This is a genomic window from Frateuria hangzhouensis (genome assembly GCF_026410505.1).
Lineage (GTDB): Bacteria > Pseudomonadota > Gammaproteobacteria > Xanthomonadales > Rhodanobacteraceae > Frateuria_A > Frateuria_A hangzhouensis.
This window is the reverse complement of the sequence record NZ_JAPMIU010000002.1, coordinates 122,743-141,402: the sequence shown is the minus strand read 5'-3', so window position 1 is coordinate 141,402 and position 18,660 is coordinate 122,743. Positions and strand designations below refer to the sequence as shown.

Below are 18,660 nucleotides of genomic sequence, written 5' to 3'. Positions count from 1 at the left end.
GCTGCCAAGCACCGGTCGGTATAAAGCCCCGCCGCTCTACGAACCCGACAGGGGTTGCCATGTCCTCGACCGTCACGCCCGATCACCCGCTGCGCCAGCGTTTCCGACCGCTGTGGTGGCTGGGAGCCGCCTACCTGCTGATCGGCGTGGCGACCCGCATCGTGTTGCTGGCGATGACCGGCGCCGGCGTGCCGCTCAACCCGTTGTACTGGCTCTATGCCTTCGGCATCGGCGCCTGCTACGACCTGGTCACGCTGCTGTACGTGGCCTGGCCGCTGGTGCTGTTCCTGTGGCTGGTGCCGCGGCGGGCCTATGTGTCGCGCGCGGGACAGTGGGCGCTCTATCTGCTGGCGTTGCTGCTGCTCTACGGGCTGCTGTTCGTGGCCGCGTCGGAATTCGTCTTCTGGGGCGAGTTCGGCGTGCGCTTCAACTTCATCGCGGTCGATTACCTGGTCTACACCACCGAGGTGATCGGCAACATCCGCGAGTCCTATCCGATCGGCTGGTGGCTGGGCCTGATCGGCGTACTGGCGCTCGCCATCCTGTGGCTGAGCCGACGCTGGCTGCGCACGGTCGATGCGGGCAGCCGTTTCCTGGGCCGCGGCAAGCTGGTGCTGGCCTGGCTGGTGCTCACCGTGGTGTCCGTGTTCGCCGTCAACGGCAGCATGAAGGACCACAGCGACGACGCCTACGTCAACGAGCTGGCCGGCAACGGCATCTACCAGTTCTTCGCCGCCTTCCGCAGCAGCCACCTGGACTATTCGCGCTTCTACCGCACGCTGCCCGACGAGGCCGCCTTCGAACGCGTGCGCAAGGGACTCAAGACGCCCGACGCCACCTACCTGAGCGACGACCCGCACGACCTCACCCGCGCGATCCGCAACCCCGGCCCCGAAAAGCACCTCAACGTGGTGCTGATCAGCGTGGAAAGCCTGTCGGCCGATTTCCTCAAGACCTTCGGCGCCAGCCACGGCGACATCACCCCGCACCTGGACGCGCTGGCCGACAACAGCCTGTTCTTCGACAACGTCTACGCCAACGGCACCCGCACCGTGCGCGGGCTGGAAGCGCTATCGCTGTCGATCCCGCCGACGCCGGGCGACTCGGTGATCAAGATGCACCACAACGAGAACCTGTTCTCGCTGGCGGACATCTTCAACGATCGCGGCTACGTGTCCGAGTTCGTCTACGGCGGCTACGGCTACTTCGACAACATGAACTACTTCTTCGGCCACAACGGCTACATCCCGGTGGACCGCAAGGCCATCCCCAAGGGCGCGACCATCCACAGCGAGAACGTCTGGGGCGTGGCCGACGAGGACCTGTACACGCTGGCGCTGGGCCAGATGGACAAGATCCACGGCCAGGGCAAGCCGTTCTTCCTGCACATCATGACCACCTCCAACCACCGCCCGTTCACCTTCCCGGCCGGGCGCGTGACGGTGCCCAACGGCACCCGCGAGGGCGCGATCGCCTACACCGACTGGTCGATCGCCGACTTCCTCGACCGCGCGCGCGCCAAGCCGTATTTCGACGACACCGTGTTCGTGATCACCGCCGACCACGACGCCTCCAGCGCCGGCCGGACCAGCCTGCCGGTGAACCGCTATCACATCCCGCTGTGGATCTATTCGCCCAGGCACATCGCGCCGCGGCGGGTGAGTCGGTTCATGAGCCAGATCGACATTCCGCCGACCTTGCTGGGGCTGCTCGACTTCAGTTATCGCAGCCGGTTCTTCGGCTACGACATCTTCCAGTTGCCGCCGGGACGGGAGCGGGCGTTTCCGGCCACCTACGAGAAGCTGGGCTACCTGCGGGGCGGCTTGCTGACCATCCTGGAGCCGCAGCGGAAGGTGGAACAGTTCCGTCCGGATTTCGCCACCGGTGGCGCCCTGCCTACGCACGCGCGCGATACCGCGGACATCGATGATGCGATTGCGTACTACCAGGTCGCCGCGGAGCTGTTCAAGCAGGGCAAGCTGGTGCGGCGGCCGGCGGACAGTACGCCGGTGCAGCCGCTGCCGGCGGCGGCGAGCAGCACGGCTTCGCATTGAGGGCTTCTTCAGCTCTGGGCCAGCCCGGCTTTTCCCGCGAGCCCCGGCCCCTCACCCAAACCCTCTCCCCGGAGGGGAGAGGGCTTCAGGGGCGCGTAGGGATGTGATATCCCGCGGACCGCTCTTGCTCCCTCTCCCCCGGGCTCTGCCCGGGAGAGAGGAATCATCACGCCGAGATCGCCAACCGCTCGGACCGATACAACTGCATGGTCACCAGCGCCACGATCAGCGCGGCCACGGCACTGCCGGCCAGGCACAGCATCAGCGGCACGGCATCCAGACCCTTGCCACCGACCAGGTCCAGGATGCCCAGGTGCTGGCCCAGCAACGGCACCGCGTACATCCAGTTCTGCGGCTTGATCGGCATCACCATCAACGCGATGCTCGGCAGGATCGGCAGCATCATCAGCAGCCCCAGGTAGGTCTGCGCCTCGCGGTAGCTCTTGGCAAAGGCGGCCACCATCGACTGCAGCGCGCCCAGCAGCACGATCAACGGCAGCTGCAACAGCAGCACGTGCAACGCGAAGGACGGCCCCAGGTCCACCTCCATGCCGAGTTTCTCGGTCGGCATGAAGCGGCCGACCACAGCGAAGGCGACCAGGCAGATCACCAGGCTGGCGGTGGAAAAGGCGCAGATCGCCGCGAGCTTGCCCAGGAAGATCTTCCAGCGCGGCACCGGGTTGGCGAACAGCGGTTCCAGCGACTGCCGCTCGCGCTCGCCGGCGGTCAGGTCAATTGCCAGGTACATGCCGCCGATGAAGATGGTCAGCACGAACAGGTAGGGCAGCATGTTGAACATCAGCACCGCACGGGATTCCGCCGTGGCCTGGTCGCGCTTGGCCACCATCACCGGCGAGGCCACCGCCGGCGACAGCCCGCGCGCGACCAGCCGCATCGCGCCCTGCTGGCGGGCGTAGTGCTGTACCAGGTCGGTCACCCGCTCCACCGGCGTGTGCGAGTCGCGCTGCGAGGAGTCGTAGATCAGCTCCACCTGCACCGGCTCGCCCTTGCGCCAGGCCTCGGCATAATCCGGAGCGATGCGCAGCACCAGGTCGGCTTGCTGCTCGCGCACGGCCTGCTCGGGGTTGGCCAGCGCCGGCTTCGGCACCACGCCGCCGGCCTTGAGCGCGTTGACCAGGTTGGGCGCGTACTGCGCGCCGATCACCGGCACCTCCAGCGGCTTTTCGGCCTTGTCCAACTCGCGGTTGACGGTGAAGCTGATCAGCATCACGAACAGCAGCGGCGTCAGCAGCGGGCCGGTGACGAAGGCGCTGATCAGGGTGCGCCGGTCGCGCAGGTTCTCGCGCACTTCCTTGAAGAACACGGTGAGGAAGGCGCGGCTGCGGCGCAGCGGGTGAGTGTCCATCTTGTTCATGCGGCCAGTCCCTCATCGGTGCCGATCAGTTTCACGAAGGCCTCTTCCAGGTTCGCCTCGCCGGTCTGCGCACGCAGCGCGTCGGGCGTCTCGTCGGCCACCACGCGGCCGTGCGCGATCACCACGATGCGGTCGCACAGCGCCGCCACCTCCTGCATGATGTGGCTGGAGAACAGCACGCAGCGGCCCTCCGCCTTCAGGCTCAGCATGAACTGGCGCAGCGCGCGGGTGGCCATCACGTCCAGGCCGTTGGTGGGCTCGTCCAGGATCACGTTGCGCGGGTCGTGGATCAGCGCGCGGGCGATCGCGGTCTTCACGCGCTGGCCCTGGGAGAAGCCCTCGGTCTTGCGGTCGGCGATGTCCGCCATGCCCAGCGCCTCGATCAGCGTCTCGCGGCGCGCGCGCAGTTCGTCCTCCGGCAGCCCCTGCAGGCGCGCGAAGTAGTCGACGTTCTCGCGCGCGGTCAGGCGCTTGTACAGCCCACGTGCATCGGGCAGCACGCCCAGCTGGCGGCGCACCGCCAGCGGGTCGGTGGCCGCGTCGACGCCATCGACCAGCACCTGTCCGCGGTCGGGCTTCATCAGCGTGTAGAGCATGCGCAGCGTGGTCGTCTTGCCGGCGCCGTTGGGGCCGAGCAGGCCGGTGATCTCGCCGTCGCGGGCGGTGAAACTGACGCCGTCGACGGCTTTCACCGCGCCGAACGCCTTATGCAGATCCTTGACCTCGATCATGGGGTCGCTCCGTTGAAGTCGATGAACAGCGGGGTCGGTTGCAGGCGGTCCAGGCAGCCGGCATCGAGCTGCTTGGGATCCAGGTCCTCGATGAACTGCTTGACCAGCTTGGGCATGCAGCCGGCGCCGATGACGTTGTGGCCCTGGCCCTTGAGCACCAGGTGGCGCGCGTTGGACAGGTGCGAAAGCACCTCCTCGCCGTAGCGCGGCGGCGTCACCGGGTCGTACTGGCCCGACAGCAGCAGCGTGGGGATGGCCGTCTTCAGCGGCTCATGGAAGTCGGCCGGGCGCGTGCCGTGCGGCCACACCGAGCAGACCGCCTCGAGCGTGTCGATCATGCGCGTGCCCAGGATGGTGTCGGCGTCCTGCGGGCGCGGCTTGAGCAGGTCGGCATCCTCGCTGCAGATGACCGAAGACTGCATGCCGCCGTTCATGCTGTCGGCCAGGTCGCCGGTGATCAGCTTGGCCTGCCCCAGCAGCGGGCCGACGTCGCCGTGCGCGGCCGCGTCGATCGACAGCGGCAGCAGCGCAGCGGTGACCGGGGTGTAGGCGAACATGCGCACCACACTGGCCAGCGCATCGTCGCTCAGCGTGCGCTCGACGCTGTTGTAGGTCTGCGGATCGCGGAAGCTGACCTTGTGCGGGTTGGCGCGCAACGCATCGCGCAACTGGTAGAGCGTCTGGTAGGGATCGCCGAAGCGCGCCTTGCACGCCGGCTCGGCAGTGCAACGGGCGAACTGCGCCTTGAGCGCGTCCTCCAGGTTGCGCGCGAAGTCTTCGCCCAGCACCAGCGAATTGGGCGCCACGCCGTCGAGCAGGATGCTGCGTACGGCGTCCGGATGGTGCATGGCGTACTGCTGCGCCACGCGGGTGCCATAGGACACGCCGACCAGGTCGAAACTCGGCGCGCCCAGCGCCTGGCGGGCGTCCTCCAGATCGGCCACCGCGGCGGTGGTGGTGTAGTAGCGCGGGTCGGCCGTGGCCTGCACTTCTTTCAGGCAGGCGGCGACCTGGGCGCGCAGGCGGTCGGCGTCGAAGCCGGCGACGGCGCCGATTTTGTCGGCCTTGTCGGCCGCCTTGCAGTCCAGCGGGTTGGACTTGCCGGTGCCGCGCTGGTCGATCAACAGCACGTTGCGGTGCGCCAGCAGCGGATCGAGCGCCGGGGCGACCATCGGCCAGGTTTCGGTGGCCGCCTGGCCGGGGCCGCCGGCGAGGAACACCAGCATGTCCTTGGCCGGCACCTGCGCGTCGGAGCGGATCACCGCCAGGTTGAGCTTGATCTTGCGGCTGTTCGGATCGTCCCGGTTCTCCGGCACCTCGAACGGCGCGCACCAGGCGGCGGTGGTCAGGCCGCTGTCCGGACGGCCCAGTTCGCAGGCGGTCAGGGTGAGCCGGCCGAGCTTCCAGGTGCGCGGCTTGGCCGCGGCCTGCGGTTTGGCCGGCGCCGTCTCGGCGATCCCATCGGCGTCGGCCTTGGCCGAGCCGTGCGGGCGGAACTGGTTCCACGCCAGCACGCCCAGCGCGACGGCGACCACCACGATGCGCAACACGGTGCGCGATTTCAAAGCCATGTCCTCAACTCCCTTCCCGTTTCCAGAAGCAGTCCCAGCCAGTGCCGCGGCACCGGCCCCAGTTGCCATTCGATGCGCACGCTGACCCAGTCGTGCGCGGGGTTGCCCAGCGCCAGCACGGGCGCGGGCGCCGAAGCGATCGACGCGACGTCCGGCCATGCCACCGACCGCGTGCCCAGGAGCAGCAGCAAGCCAGCGGCGACGAAGATGGTTTTCCTTTTCACGGTGGACCTCCCTAGAGCGACCAGTAGCGATAGCGCACGCGCGCCCACAAGTGCGCCAGCAGATAGCAACCGACCAGCACGATGGGCGCCAGCTCGAACGGGATGGCGGCCAGCTTCAGCATGACGGCGAAGGACAACAGCAAGGTCGAGCCCAGGCTGGCGATGAAGCCCAGCACCATCGCCTCCATCTCGATCCGGCGACGCATTTCGTCCATGCGCTGCATGTGGCGGAATTCGGCCCAGCCGGCCCAGCCATAGCTCGCCATCACCACCGCCAGCGCCACCACCTTCCCCTCAGGCGCCAGATGGGGAGCGACCGTTCCGAAGAGTGCGATGACCACGATCAGCACCGTCATCGGCAGCCACATGGCGCGCGCGTAGCGTTTGAGCAACTTGTTCATGCCATTCCTCCGTTTCCTTGTCGCCCGTCAGTCCGGCTGGAAGATCGCTTCGATCGGCTGCCCGAACAGCCGGGCGATCTTGAAGGCCAGCGGCAGGCTGGGGTCGTACTTGCCGGTTTCGATCGCGTTGACGGTCTGCCGCGACACATCCAGCCGTTCGGCCAGGTCCGCCTGTGACCACCCCTGCTCGCCGCGCAGGTCGCGCACCTGGTTCTTCATCGGCGGCGCAGCCTGAGCACCAGCACCAGCTTGGCCATGCCGAAGAGCCAGAAGAAACACGGCAGCACCATCATCGCGACCAGCTCGGCCGGCGCGCCCTGTACCACTTCAGCGCTGAGCAGCAGCCCGAAGCTGAGGAAGCCGCAGGAGGTCAGCAGCGCCGCGACGGCCAGCGCCTGCAGGTCGATCTGCCGCTCCAACTCGTCCTGCTCGCGGATGACCAGCGCCATGGCGCGCATCACCAGCACCACCGGCACCATGGGCAGCAACGCCAGCAGCGTGCGCAGGGCCACGCTCTCGGTACGCGGAACAAGCCAGCCGTACAGCGCGATCAGCGCCACGTAGCCGGCCATCGCCGGAAGGAACCGCTTCAGGTAACGCTTGTGCACCGGTCGCATGGCCATGCTCAGCGCTCCTGCGCCGCGCGGCGCTTGCGCCGGCGCCACAGCACCACCGCGGCCAGGAACAACACGCCCGGCGCCATGCCGCAGAGCAGGCCGGCCTGGAAATCGTCCAGCCGCCCGCGCCACCAGGCCGCGACCACCACCATCAGCGATAACCCGCCCAGCAACAGCTGGCGCCAGGCCAGCGAACCGCCCTCCTCGCAGGCCGCGCTGCCGCCGTAATGGCGCACCAGCAGCCACCAGCGCGCGGCGCCGTAGCCGAACATCGTCACGGGAAAGACCCAGATCAGGATGCTGCCATCCAGGGCCAGCACCTGCGCCGCGGCGAGAAACCCGCCGACCAGGCTGAGCGCACCCAGCAGCGCCGTTGCAGCACCGAGCGCCAGCAGATGCACGCGCTGCTCGAATTCGTCGCTCGCCGCGATGCGCCGCGCCATCAGCACGATCACGTACAGCATCGGCAACACCGGCACCACCGCCAGCAACACCTTCAACGGCACGCTGCCCGCAGTCCGGCTCAGCGGCCAGACCAGCAGCATGGCGGCCATGTAGGCCACCATCGCGAGGCTGAACTGGTGGCGGTAGTGCTTTGCGCTGGAACGTGACATGGGCGGGCTCCCTGCCGGACCAGGCCGCCCCCACGGCGAACCTGTCAAGCAAACTTGACACGCAGCGTAGGTATCATGCGTCCACGTGTCAAGCACCCTTTACATCGGTGCTCATGTCGGTCTTGCGTTGATCATCTTGAGTGTTCAAACTGTGATTGTGATCACAATGTGAAACATGTGACGCACAGGGGCAATCCGGGACTGGGGAGTCCACCGGAGACGAGCAAGCCACCTCCAGCAGAGGCGGCATTTTTTTGACACAAGTCCTTTCGCGCCAAGAGTTTGGCGTCTCCTTTCGCCCATTGGCATAGGAATTGCGAAGCGGGTCACAGCAAGGCAGGCGCCTGTCTGCTTGCTGTGCCGCGGAAGGCAGCTCGGAAATCTGCAGGCCTGCACCGCACCCAGGATCACTTGAGTCAGTTGCAACACACCAACTTCAGAGGAACCAGCATGTCCAAGCAACTCCTTTCCGCTGCGTTGATCGCCGGCCTCGGCCTGGCCTTCGTCCCGGGTGCCAACGCCGCCGACGGCACGCTCACCATCGAGGGGCTCGTCCTCAGCAGCACGTGCGACGTTGTCGCAGGCACCAGCAATGCGGTGACGCTGCCGACGGTGCAGACCACCGATTTCAGCTCCGGCGTGGCGGGCGAGACCACCTTCGACGTCAAGATGACCAACTGCCCGACCGGCAGCGACATCGACCCGCTCGTGGTGTCCGTGTTCTTCGACGGCACCAACGTCGATGGCACCACCGGCTACCTCAAGGACACCACCACCGCCAATGGCGTGGCCATCGAGCTGACCGACGGCGGTAGCAACCCGATCGACCTGCGCAACACGACGGCCGCCAGCCAGAGCACCAAGACGGCCACGGTGGACAGCACCACCGGCGAAGCGACGCTGACCTACGCCGCGCGGTATCGCGAGACCAGCGCGGGGTCGGCCGCTGCCGGTCGCGTGAGCACCACGGTCGATTACACGATCAATTATCTGTAACCCCGAAAGGCGCCGTGGCTCGTGCCACGGCGCCTTTCGCGCCTCTGCCGCACCCGACGAGGCCTTGCCATGAGCCCTTTCCGCATCCTCGCCGCGGCGCTTCTGTCGCTGGCCCTTTTCGCGCCCGTCGCGAACGCGAACGTCCAGATCACCGGCACCCGCATCGTTTTCCCGGCCAAGCCGGGCGAAGTGACCGTTCGCCTGACCAACAACAACACCAAGCCGGCGCTGGTCGAGGCGTGGATCGATCGTGGCGACCCCAAAGCGACGCCGGACAAGGTCGATACCCCATTCCTGATCACGCCGCCGCTGTTCCGCATGGACCCGCACAAGGACCAGAGCCTGCGGATCATCTTCACGCAGGAACCGCTGCCGGCTGACCGCGAATCGCTGTTCTGGCTGAACGTGCTGGAAGTTCCGCCCAAGCCAAGCGGCCCGGACGCCGCAGGCAAGAATTACCTTCAACTGGCGATCCGCTCGCGGCTGAAAGTCTTCTATCGGCCCGAGAACCTCGGCGACGTGGAGAAGGCTCCGGCGCAACTGTCGTTCAAACCGATCGCCGGGGACACCGGCTACGGCCTGGCCGTGCACAACCCCACGCCGTTCTATATCACCCTCGCCGGGGTGAAGCTGGATATGGCGGGCAAGACCTATACCAGCGAGCCGGGCATGGTCGCGCCTTACTCGGACCTGCGCCTGGCCGTGAGCGATCTCCACCAGGCGCCTGCCACGGGTACGTCGCTGCGTTTCGGTGCGATCAACGACTACGGCGCGGTGGCGCCGTTCACCGCCGCACTGGGCAAGTAGGCCGGTGAGCCCGCGGCATGGCCAGGCTCGTCAAGCACAGCGGTGCCGCGGCCAAGCCGTGCACCGCCAGGTACTGCTGAGCCTCGTCATCGCTGCCGCCCTGGCCGGCTGGTCGGTCGATGGCCGTGCCGCCATCGCCTCCGGCAACGCGGTCGCCAGCCCGGGCGCGGAGGCCGACGGCGGCGTCATCGAGGCGGAGTTCGACCGCAGCATGCTGGCGGGCGCAGGCCACAACACCACCGACCTGTCGCGGTTCGAGCGCGGCAACCCGGTGCTGCCGGGCGTCTATCGCGTCGATATCTACCTCAACAATACGTTCGCGGGCCGTAGCGACGTGCGGTTTTCCGCGCCCAGGCCCGATGCCAACGCGCAACCGTGCGTGACCGCCGACCTGCTCCAACTGCTGAACATGTCGCCAGAGCAGTTGGAGCCCTTGCAGCAGGCGAAGCTCGCAGCGCCCGAAAGCTGTACGGCCTTCGCGGACCTGGTCCCGGGCGGCACGCTGGCCTTCGACCAGTCGCAGTTGCGGCTCGACGCCAGCATCCCGCAGGCGCTGCTGAAGACGCCTCCACGCGGCTATGTCGCGCCGGAGTACTGGGACCCGGGCGTTTCCGCCTTCCGGCTCGACTACAACCTCAATACCTACCGCAGCCACAACGATGGCCAGGGCCAGACGTTCGCCTACCTCGGCCTCAACGCGGGACTCAACCTCGGTGCGTGGCACCTGCGCCAGAACGCGACCCTGACCTGGCAGTCGGCCTTCGCCGGACACTCGAGCGAGCGGCATTGGCAGAACATCGCCACCTACGCGCAGCGCGACCTGCCCGCCTGGCGCGCCCAGCTGACCGTGGGCGACGCCTATACAAGCGGCGAGTTGTTCGACAGTGTCCGCCTGCTCGGCGTGCGCGTCAGCACCGACGACCGCATGCTGCCCGAGTCGCTGCGCGGCTACGCGCCCACCGTGCGCGGCACGGCCGAAAGCAACGCCAAGGTTACGGTGCGCCAGAACGGCGTAGTCATCTACCAGACGACCGTCGCCCCCGGACCGTTCGTGATCGACGACCTCTACGCCACCAGCTACGGCGGCGACCTGCAGGTGAGCGTGGCCGAGGCCGATGGTCGGGTGCGCAGCTTCGACGTGCCCTACGCTGCGGTGCCGCAGCTGTTGCGGCCCGGCACCACGCGCTTCGACACAGCCGTGGGCCAGCTCGACGACGCGCTGGGCGATCGCTCGCCGTGGGTCGTGCAGGCCACCATGCAGCGCGGCTTCAGCAACCTCGTCACCGGCTATGGCGGCATCGTGGGCTCGCAAGGGTACGCCGCGGCCGTGCTCGGGACGGCACTCAACACCCGCTACGGCGCGTTCGCCGTGGACGTGACCGGGGCGCACACGCAGATTCCCGGGCAGGCGAACCTGTCCGGCCACAGCGTGCGCCTGAGCTACAGCAAGGTGCTGCCCGAAACGGACACTTCGGTGACGGTGGCCACCTATCGCTACTCCAGCAGCGGCTATCTCGGACTGCGCGATGCGCTGTTGGCCCGCGATTACGCGCTCGGCGGACGGTACCCGCTGGCCGATGGTCTGCAGTCCTCCAACACGGCGGATACCCGGCCGGACCTCCTCACCCCGGCGCAGCGCAGCCTGCTGTTCGGCAACCGCTTTGCCCTGCCCGGCACCACAGCGCTGAACCGACAGCGCAGCCGGTTCGACCTGACCCTCAACCAGCAGCTGGGTCTGCGCGCCGGGTCGGTCCACGCCACCGCCTCGGCACGCGATTACTGGAACCGCAACGACACGGACGTGCAGTTCCAGGTGGGCTACAACAACCGCTTCCGGAACCTGAGCTACAGCCTGTCGGCCAGCCGCGCCCGCGATTTCGACGGTCGCTATCGCAACGAATACTTCCTGAGCTTCTCGCTGCCGCTGGGCGAGAGCGCCCATGCCCCCGGCTTTACCGGCAGCATCGGGCGCAACCAGGACAGCCGATGGCTGGAGCAGGCGACCCTGAGCGGCAGCGCGGGCAGGGACAACCAGCTCAGCTATGGCGCGACGGCCTCGCACGGCGATGACGCGGGCAGTGCCGGCAGCGTCTACGGGGCTTACCGCGGCTCCCACGCCCAGCTGAGTGCGAGTTACGGCGAGGGCGAGCACTACTCGCAGGCCTCGTTCGGCGCCGCCGGTACGGTGGTCGCCTACCCGGGCGGCGTGAGCTTCGGCCAGCCCGCCGGCGACACCGTCGGCATCGTCGTGGCGCCGCACGCCGAAGGCGCCCGCGTAAGCAGCGCGCCGGGCGTGACGGTGGATGGGGCGGGACATGCGCTGGTGCCCTACCTGGCGCCATATTCTCTCAATACCGTCCGGCTCGATCCGGAAGGCCTGCCGTTGGGCGTGCAGTTGCAGGCGACCAGCGCCCGGGTGGCACCGCACGCCGGCGCTGTCGTGATGCTGCGCTTCAAGACCGACAGCGGCCGGCCCCTCATCGTCCAGGTGCGCATGGTCGACGGCCGCGCCGCGCCGTTCGGCGCGGAGGTGGTCGATGCGCAAGGGCAGGTCCTGGGCGTGGTTGGCCAATCCGGCCGCAGCCTGTTGCGTGGCGTGGTGGATGCCGGCCAGCTGGCGGTGCGCTGGCAGGATGAGGCCGGCGCGGCGAAGAGCTGCTCGTTCAACTATCGGCTGGACGAGCCTCGCGGCAAGGCTCGCACCAGCCAATTCCGGCAGATGGCGGTCACCTGCACCGCACCGGACGCGTCTGCCCGACCGGGCGGGAGTTCTTCGTGAAACAGTTTTTCGCCTTCGTCGGCCGCCGCCCGGCCATTGTCCTTTGCCTGCTTGCTCTCCTGGCATGGATCCCGGCCGCGCACGCCAAGACCCAGCCCTGCTCGATCAACGGTATGAATGAAGGGGCAGTCATAACCATTCCGTTCGGCTCCGTAGCTTTCTCCTACGGCACCTACGGACCGGTTGGGCCGGTGCTGAACCAGACCGTTCTCATCCACTGTCCTCAGAGCGTCTTTTCGGGTTCAGCAGACAAATCGCGGATGGTCATACAGGGCCAGATGCACGGCGGCACCTACGATGCAGGGACGAACACCTGGATGGTCCCGACCGGCGACCCCAACCTGGACGTACAGATCCGGTTGGTATGGTCGTTCCCTTCTTCCGAGCCCATCGACGAGGGCGGCGATCGTTACGAGTTTGCTTCGCTCAGCAAATGGCAAACGGATTGGTTTGCCAATTTTTCCATCCAACTGGTCAAGAAGGTGGGTAACGTCGACCCCGGCAACATATCCGCCACGCTGGTCGACCTGCTCAACACGAAGGACGGCAATCAAAGCGAGGCGGCGACCATTGCCACCGTCAAGATAGGCGCGGGCACCACGATCCGCAGCCTGTCCTGCGTGGCGAACAGCGTCACGGTGCAGCTGCCGACGGTCACCACGCAGGACCTAGCCAGCGCTGGCCCATACACTGGCGTAGCACCGACGCCCATCCCGATAGATGTCTCCGGCTGCGAGCCGGGCACCCAGCTATCGATTGCGCTGACTGGCACGCCCCCGGCCGGGATGCCTGCCAGCTCGGGCGTCGTGCAATCGACCGGGACCGAACCGAACGTCGCGGTGCAGATTCTGAACAACGACACCACCTTCAACACAACCGACATCAGCGGGAACAGCCGTCGTTACATCGGCCGCGTGCCGAGCGGCGGCGGCACGCTGTCCACCGTGTATTACGCAAGGTATTACGCATTGCAGCCGGCGCAGGGCGGCCGCGTGAAAGCAGGCCTGACCTTTACCCTGACCTATCCGTAAACGTCGGGACCGGTGCGGTCTGCTCGGGACGCATCATTCGTAGGTCTGGGTGACCAGGTGGGCGGTGGCGCCGCTGGCGCGCACGTAGCCGCCGAAATACGAGAGCAGTTGATCGGCCTGCCGGTCGACGACCAGGGTGGTCACGGCCAGCTCGTAACGGGAGCCCGCATGGACGCCAGCCGGTGCCTGGCCACAACTGCCGCGCGAGGTGGCGATCGCTCCGGAGCCTGCATCGGTGGCCAGCGACGCCATGTCGCCCACGCTCACCGCACAGGTGGTCTCGACGATCATGCCGTTAAAGGTGATCCGCCCATCGGCCGCACGGGCCGAGGGGGCAAGCGCCAGCGCGGCCAAGAGACCGCCGATCATCAGGGTGCGGCTAAACCTGTGCGCCATATCGTTGCCCTCATCGCTCCCGCTTTTTCGCGGGGTGGCCTGAAGGTGCTTTCGGCAGCATGCACGCGGTCTTGATGGCGCGCGGCGGACTTCCCGCCGAAAGCGCGATGGCCGTCACATTTTTTGACGGTCCCGGCCAGGGGAAGGTTTAGCGGACGGCGGGTGAGGGACGCGCGTGCGCTGGTGCGGGAGTTATCGACGTGGGGGAAACAAACTGAAGGGGTTGCGGGGGCGGGCGGCGGGTTGCTGCCGCGGGCGGGGGTGTTTCCTGTAGGAGCGCACCTGGGCGCGACCGCCATCCACCCGGTCGCGCACAGGGTGCGCTCCTACAGGGGTTTTGGCCGGGGGGCTTTGGTTCTTCCCCTTGCTTGCAGGGGGAGGGATTTTGCAGGGGCGCACATTTGGGCGGCCGGGTGAATGGTGGTCGCGCCCAGGTGCACTCCTACAGGGGTTTTCGGTGACTTTGGGGGAGCGGCCGCTTCAGCGCGAGGAGATGTATTTTTCGCGGCGGATCTGGGCTACGGGCAGGCCGTATTCCTTCAGTGCGCTGAAGGCGGCGTCGACCATGTTGGGATTGCCGCAGAGGTAGGCGATGTCGCGATCGGCGTGGGGGGACAATTCGGCCAGGACGGTCTGCACGTGGCCGCTGCGGTCGTGCGGGCGGGGCGCGGTGCGGGGCTGGCGGCTGAGGCAGCCATGGAAGGTGAAGCGGGGGTTTTCGCGGGCGAAGGCTTCGAATTCTTCGCCGTAGAGCAGTTCGGCTTCGCTGCGGGCGCCGTAGAGCAGCACTACTTCGCGGTCGCCGGTGGCGAGCAGCTGGCGGATCTGCGGCAGCATGGCGCGGTAGGGGGTGACGCCGGTGCCGGTGGCCAGCAGCAGGTAGCGCGGGTGGGCGTCGCCGGGGTGCAGGCAGAAGCGGCCGTAGGGGCCGCTGGCTTCGATGGTTTCGCCCGGCTGCAGGTTGCCCAGCAGTTTGGTGGCGGCGCCGCCTTCGACGTAGCTCACCGCGATCTCAATGCGTTGCACCGGCGCGCTGCCGTCGCCGATGGTGGCGACCGAGTAGCTGCGCTTTGTCGGCGTGCCGTCCTCGTAGTGGAAATGCACCTGCAGGAACTGCCCCGGCTGGAACGCCAGCGGCTGGCCGTCGGCGCGCTCGAACACCAGGTGGCGCACGCTGGGGGCGAGCATGAAGCTGTCGACGAGACGAAGGGTGAAATGGTCGGCCATGGGATTCCGGAGCGGGAGGCACGCACGGCGTGACCGGGCGGCAACTAAACGGCCTCGTATAATAAAGGGCTAACCTCCATGGTGCAGCCCATGCCGCAACAATCCGCCACCGCCACGCCCGCCCTCGTCGTCGACAACCTGCGCAAGACCTACGGCAACGGCGTGGAGGCCCTCAAGGGCGTCTCGCTCACCGTGCAGCCGGGCGATTTCTTCGCCCTGCTCGGGCCCAACGGCGCCGGCAAGTCGACGTTGATCGGCATCCTCTCCTCGCTGGTCAATTCCACCAGCGGCGATGCGCGGGTGTTCGGCGTGTCGGTCAACAAGCAACGCAACGACGCGATGCGGCTGATCGGACTGGTGCCGCAGGAGATCAACTTCAATCAGTTCGAGAAGCCGTTCGACATCTGCGTCAACGAGGCCGGCTTCTACGGCATCCCGCGCAAGATCGCCGCGCAGCGGGCAGAGAAGTACCTGAAGGAGTTGCGGCTGTGGGACAAGGCGCAGCACCAGGCACGCATGCTCTCCGGCGGCATGAAGCGGCGCCTGATGATCGCCCGGGCGATGATGAACGAGCCGAAGCTGCTGATCCTGGACGAGCCGACCGCGGGCGTGGACATCGAGATCCGCCGCTCGATGTGGCAGTTCGTCAGCGGGATCAACGCGGCCGGCACCACCGTGATCCTCACCACGCACTATCTCGAGGAAGCCGAGCAGCTGTGCCGCAACATCGCGATCATCGACCACGGCACGATCGTGGAGAACACCACGATGAAGCGGTTGCTGGCGACGCTGGACGTGGAGGCGTTCATCCTCGACGTGGTGGCGGCGCCGGCCTCGCTGCCGACGTTGCCGGGGGTGACGCTGCGGCGCGTGGACGACTACACGCTCGAAGCGGAGATGTCGCGCGAGCATGACCTGAATTCGCTGTTCGCCACGCTTTCGGCGCACGGGGTGACGGTCAAGTCGATGCGCAACAAGACCAACCGGCTGGAGGAGTTGTTCGTGCGGTTGGTCGAGAACGGGCGGGACAAGGCCGCCTGACCCCTTCCCTTGTAGGAGCCCACTTGTGGGCGATGCTCCCGGGCTCTGGATGTTGGACCAGAGCCAAGAGCATCGCCCACAAGTGGGCTCCTACGAAGAGCTGATACCAGAGACCTTTAGCTTATGAGCAACGCCACCGCCAACCTGGTCGCCCTGCACACCCTCGTGCGCCGCGAGATCATGCGCATCCTGCGCATCTGGACGCAGACGCTGATTCCGCCGGCAATCACGATGACACTCTACTTCGTGATCTTCGGCAAGCTGATCGGCAGCCGCATCGGCTCGATCGAGGGCGGCTTTTCCTACATGCAGTACATCGTGCCGGGGCTGGTGATGATGAGCATCATCACCAACAGCTACGGCAACATCTCCAGCTCGTTCTTCGGGGCCAAGTTCAGCCGCGCGGTGGAGGAAATGCTGGTGTCGCCGATGCCCAACTGGGTGATCCTGCTCGGCTACGTCACCGGCGCAGTGACCCGTGGCCTGGTGGTGGGCGTGCTGGTGCTGCTGATCGCGCTGTTCTTCACCTCGCTGCACGTGGTCCATCCCGTGATCACGTTCTTCTCGGTGCTGCTGGGCGCGACGATCTTCTCGCTGGCGGGCTTCGTCAACGCGGTGTACGCCAAGAAGTTCGACGACATCGCGCTGGTGCCGACCTTCGTGCTGACGCCGCTGACCTACCTGGGTGGCGTGTTCTATTCGGTGAACATGCTGGGCGAGCCGTGGCAGGCGATCTCGCGGGCCAACCCGATCCTGTACATGGTCAATGCGTTCCGGTTTGGCGTGCTGGGGATCAGCGACGTCAACATCGGGGTGGCGTTCGTGGTGATGCTGGCGTTCGTGGCGGGGTTGTCGTTCGTGGCGTTGCAATTGTTGGGCAGGGGCGTGGGGTTGCGTTCGTAGCGAGCGCGCCCTGCAGGAGGCACCTGGGCGCGACCGGGATGGCGGTCGCGCCCAGGTGCGCTCCTACGACAATCAGCGCTTCGGGTCGCCGACGCGGAAGCGGCAGACGTGGCCGCCGCGGATGATGCATTCCATGTGGTGGATGCGCCGGCCACTGGCCGCCTCCATGTAGGCCAGGTCGAACTTGCAGACCTGCGGCGCGCTGCGGGCCAGTGCGTGGAACACGCAGTTGAACGCTTCCACGTGCTGTTCCTGGCCGTGGCGAGCGACCACCGCCTCGTATCCCAGGGCATCGAGCTGGCTGGCCAACCGTTGCGCAACCTCGTCATTGCTGGCCTCCGGCGGCAGCGCCACCTCGTGGCCGCCCAACGTACGGCCGAGTTCCTGCAGCATCTCCTCCAGCGCGGCCGGACCATAGCGCTCGCGCAGCTTCATCAGCAACGCGGTGCTTAGCATCCCGTAGTTGCGCGGAAACAGCGCGCGGCCGGTCTCGGTGAGGCGAAACCGCGCCTGCGGGCGCCCGCCGGTGGGCCGCGCCTGCCCGCGCTCGAGATACTCGCGCGCGAGCAGTGCGCTCAGGTGCTGGCGTACCGCGTTGTGGCTGATGTGCAGGCGCTCGCACAGCTCTTCCACCGAGCAACCCTCCGGCGCCATCAGCAGCTGGCGCAGCAGTCGTTGCTGGGTGGCACCGAGCCGTGCGAGTGCGCTCATTCTCAGCTGGCCTTGTCGGGAAACTGCTTGGCGATGGCGCCGGCGAGGGCGTCGGAGATCATGTCCATGTGCGCCTGCATGGCCTGCCAGGTGGAACGCTCGCCCTGCATGTCGCCGGACATGATCTGCTCTATCTGCGTCGAATGGTGAGCCACGTGGGTGGTCAGCAGGTCCTTGACCGCGCGCTCGGGCAGGTTCGGATTGGCCGTGGAGAGGAACACCGCGATCGCTTGGGCATTGCTGTCGAGCGCGCCCATGGCCTTCTGCTCGGCGGGTTGGTCGTTGGCGGCACGTGCGTCGGTCAGCGCCTTGACGCCGCCCCAATGGCCGGCGAGCAGATCAAGCATCTTCGCGCCGGCCGGCTGGCCGTAGAAGCCGGCAACGGCGCCGGCGATCTGCTTGGCGTTGGCGACCACCGCATCGGCGGCGGCCTGGGCCTTGGCGGTGTCGTGGGCATGCACGGCCAGCGCGTAATCGCGGGTGTGCACGGCGTGGCCGTGCCAGAGCGAGCGCAGGGCGGCGTCGAGCTCGGGCGCGGCGGGAACCGCGGCCATCGGGGTATCCGACGGACCGGCGAGTGCGGGGCTGGCGGCGGCCAGGCTCGAGACGAGGAGCGCGGCGAGAAGACAGGCGGGTGCTTTCATGGAAGGTCTCCAGGAGGGGCGTCGCGGGTGCGACAGGCTGGAGTCTGGATGGCGCTGGTTTACGCGCAATAGAGATATGTGTAAAGCCCGCCATCGTTAAGTACGACGGCAACCAAGCGCCGGGAACATGTGCGGAAGGTCCATCCGTACCGAACGGGGACTGCCGCCGGAAGGCGAACGGCGCCCGCAAAACGCATGCGGCCCGCATGGCGGGCCGCATCACTACGCGGAAATGGCGCTCAGATCGCGAGTGCGGAAGTTTTCGCGGATTCACCGTGACGGGGTGCGCGGCTGCGCTTCCACGCCAGCAGGCAGCCCCACGCCAAGGTAGCGAGGCTGAAAGCGCACGATGCCAGAACCAGATAAAGAAAGAGGGTCACGCCGCGTTTCCTTGGAGGACAGCCGTAGGCTTATCGGCCGGGCGTGAAGAAACAGTAGACATGGGCCGAGCTTACGGGCCGGCCCTGCGACCGAAACCGGAAGTGCGTCGCACTTTGCGCGCCCGCGGCTCCCATCTCCAGCAGGAGCGCCCCTAGGC

The 18,660-nt window shown here is 67.2% G+C and carries 19 protein-coding genes; 7 read left to right on the top strand and 12 right to left on the bottom strand.

What is annotated here, in order from left to right; all coding sequences use genetic code 11:
• The first annotated feature begins 59 nt into the window (after positions 1-59).
• A complete protein-coding gene (locus tag OSC30_RS02490; protein WP_267170250.1) occupies positions 60-2,054 on the top strand; it encodes an LTA synthase family protein in 1,995 nt (664 codons plus the stop codon).
• A gap of 166 nt (positions 2,055-2,220) precedes the next feature.
• Here the strand turns inward: OSC30_RS02490 and OSC30_RS02485 are convergent, their stop codons facing one another.
• From OSC30_RS02485 to OSC30_RS02450, 8 genes are read right to left on the bottom strand one after another with little or no spacing between them, the layout of a single operon-like run.
• The gene (locus tag OSC30_RS02485; protein ID WP_267170477.1) at positions 2,221-3,420 is read right to left on the bottom strand and encodes an ABC transporter permease; all 1,200 of its coding nucleotides are present in this window, start codon (positions 3,418-3,420) and stop codon (positions 2,221-2,223) included.
• A gap of 5 nt (positions 3,421-3,425) precedes the next feature.
• On the bottom strand, positions 3,426-4,160 hold the full coding sequence (locus tag OSC30_RS02480; RefSeq protein WP_267170249.1) for an ABC transporter ATP-binding protein: 735 nt from the start codon (positions 4,158-4,160) through the stop codon (positions 3,426-3,428).
• The gene (locus OSC30_RS02475; RefSeq protein WP_267170248.1) at positions 4,157-5,731 is read right to left on the bottom strand and encodes an alpha/beta hydrolase; all 1,575 of its coding nucleotides are present in this window, start codon (positions 5,729-5,731) and stop codon (positions 4,157-4,159) included. Before OSC30_RS02475 ends, OSC30_RS02480 begins: the two co-directional genes overlap by 4 nt.
• On the bottom strand, positions 5,722-5,955 hold the full coding sequence (locus tag OSC30_RS02470; RefSeq protein ID WP_267170247.1) for a hypothetical protein: 234 nt from the start codon (positions 5,953-5,955) through the stop codon (positions 5,722-5,724). The genes OSC30_RS02475 and OSC30_RS02470 overlap by 10 nt, the downstream gene beginning before the upstream one ends.
• Before the next feature lie 11 nt (positions 5,956-5,966).
• Positions 5,967-6,356: a hypothetical protein gene (locus OSC30_RS02465; protein WP_267170246.1), complete on the bottom strand. Its 390-nt coding sequence runs from the start codon at positions 6,354-6,356 to the stop codon at positions 5,967-5,969.
• A gap of 27 nt (positions 6,357-6,383) precedes the next feature.
• Positions 6,384-6,575 carry a helix-turn-helix transcriptional regulator gene (locus OSC30_RS02460; RefSeq protein ID WP_267170245.1) on the bottom strand — a complete coding sequence of 64 codons (192 nt, stop codon included), beginning with the start codon at positions 6,573-6,575 and terminating at the stop codon, positions 6,384-6,386.
• Complete coding sequence (locus OSC30_RS02455; protein ID WP_267170244.1) at positions 6,572-6,979, bottom strand: hypothetical protein; 408 nt, start codon at positions 6,977-6,979, stop codon at positions 6,572-6,574. The genes OSC30_RS02460 and OSC30_RS02455 overlap by 4 nt, the downstream gene beginning before the upstream one ends.
• A 2-nt stretch (positions 6,980-6,981) precedes the next feature.
• Positions 6,982-7,587: a hypothetical protein gene (locus tag OSC30_RS02450; protein WP_267170243.1), complete on the bottom strand. Its 606-nt coding sequence runs from the start codon at positions 7,585-7,587 to the stop codon at positions 6,982-6,984.
• Positions 7,588-8,037: 450 nt separating this feature from the next.
• On the opposite strand from OSC30_RS02450, the gene OSC30_RS02445 reads away from it, so the two are divergent.
• From OSC30_RS02445 to OSC30_RS02430, 4 genes are all read left to right on the top strand, one after another.
• A complete protein-coding gene (locus OSC30_RS02445; RefSeq protein WP_267170242.1) occupies positions 8,038-8,583 on the top strand; it encodes a fimbrial protein in 546 nt (181 codons plus the stop codon).
• 69 nt (positions 8,584-8,652) lie between these two features.
• The gene (locus OSC30_RS02440) at positions 8,653-9,390 is read left to right on the top strand and encodes a fimbrial biogenesis chaperone (protein ID WP_267170241.1); all 738 of its coding nucleotides are present in this window, start codon (positions 8,653-8,655) and stop codon (positions 9,388-9,390) included.
• A gap of 58 nt (positions 9,391-9,448) precedes the next feature.
• Positions 9,449-12,169, top strand: coding sequence for a fimbria/pilus outer membrane usher protein (locus tag OSC30_RS02435; protein ID WP_267170240.1), 2,721 nt, complete (start codon positions 9,449-9,451; stop codon positions 12,167-12,169).
• Entirely contained in the window at positions 12,166-13,200 is a 1,035-nt protein-coding gene (locus OSC30_RS02430) for a fimbrial protein (protein ID WP_267170239.1), read from the top strand. The genes OSC30_RS02435 and OSC30_RS02430 overlap by 4 nt, the downstream gene beginning before the upstream one ends.
• Positions 13,201-13,233: 33 nt before the next feature.
• Here OSC30_RS02430 and OSC30_RS02425 read toward each other — a convergent pair whose 3' ends face one another.
• Both OSC30_RS02425 and OSC30_RS02420 read right to left on the bottom strand, forming a co-directional pair.
• Positions 13,234-13,596 (bottom strand): hypothetical protein, encoded by a 363-nt coding sequence (locus tag OSC30_RS02425; RefSeq protein WP_267170238.1) that lies wholly within the window; start codon positions 13,594-13,596, stop codon positions 13,234-13,236.
• 480 nt (positions 13,597-14,076) lie between these two features.
• Positions 14,077-14,823, bottom strand: a complete 747-nt coding sequence (locus tag OSC30_RS02420) for a ferredoxin--NADP reductase (RefSeq protein ID WP_267170237.1) — start codon at positions 14,821-14,823, stop codon at positions 14,077-14,079.
• A 90-nt stretch (positions 14,824-14,913) separates the two neighbouring features.
• Here OSC30_RS02420 and OSC30_RS02415 point away from each other — a divergent pair, with 90 nt between their 5' ends.
• The gene (locus OSC30_RS02415; RefSeq protein ID WP_267170236.1) at positions 14,914-15,864 is read left to right on the top strand and encodes an ABC transporter ATP-binding protein; all 951 of its coding nucleotides are present in this window, start codon (positions 14,914-14,916) and stop codon (positions 15,862-15,864) included.
• A gap of 123 nt (positions 15,865-15,987) precedes the next feature.
• On the top strand, positions 15,988-16,767 hold the full coding sequence (locus OSC30_RS02410) for an ABC transporter permease (RefSeq protein ID WP_267170235.1): 780 nt from the start codon (positions 15,988-15,990) through the stop codon (positions 16,765-16,767).
• Between the two features lie 72 nt (positions 16,768-16,839).
• On the opposite strand, the gene OSC30_RS02405 is transcribed toward OSC30_RS02410, so the two are convergent.
• A complete protein-coding gene (locus tag OSC30_RS02405) occupies positions 16,840-17,478 on the bottom strand; it encodes a helix-turn-helix transcriptional regulator (RefSeq protein WP_267170234.1) in 639 nt (212 codons plus the stop codon).
• A gap of 2 nt (positions 17,479-17,480) precedes the next feature.
• The gene (locus tag OSC30_RS02400) at positions 17,481-18,122 is read right to left on the bottom strand and encodes a hypothetical protein (RefSeq protein ID WP_267170233.1); all 642 of its coding nucleotides are present in this window, start codon (positions 18,120-18,122) and stop codon (positions 17,481-17,483) included.
• Positions 18,123-18,660: the final 538 nt, after the last annotated feature.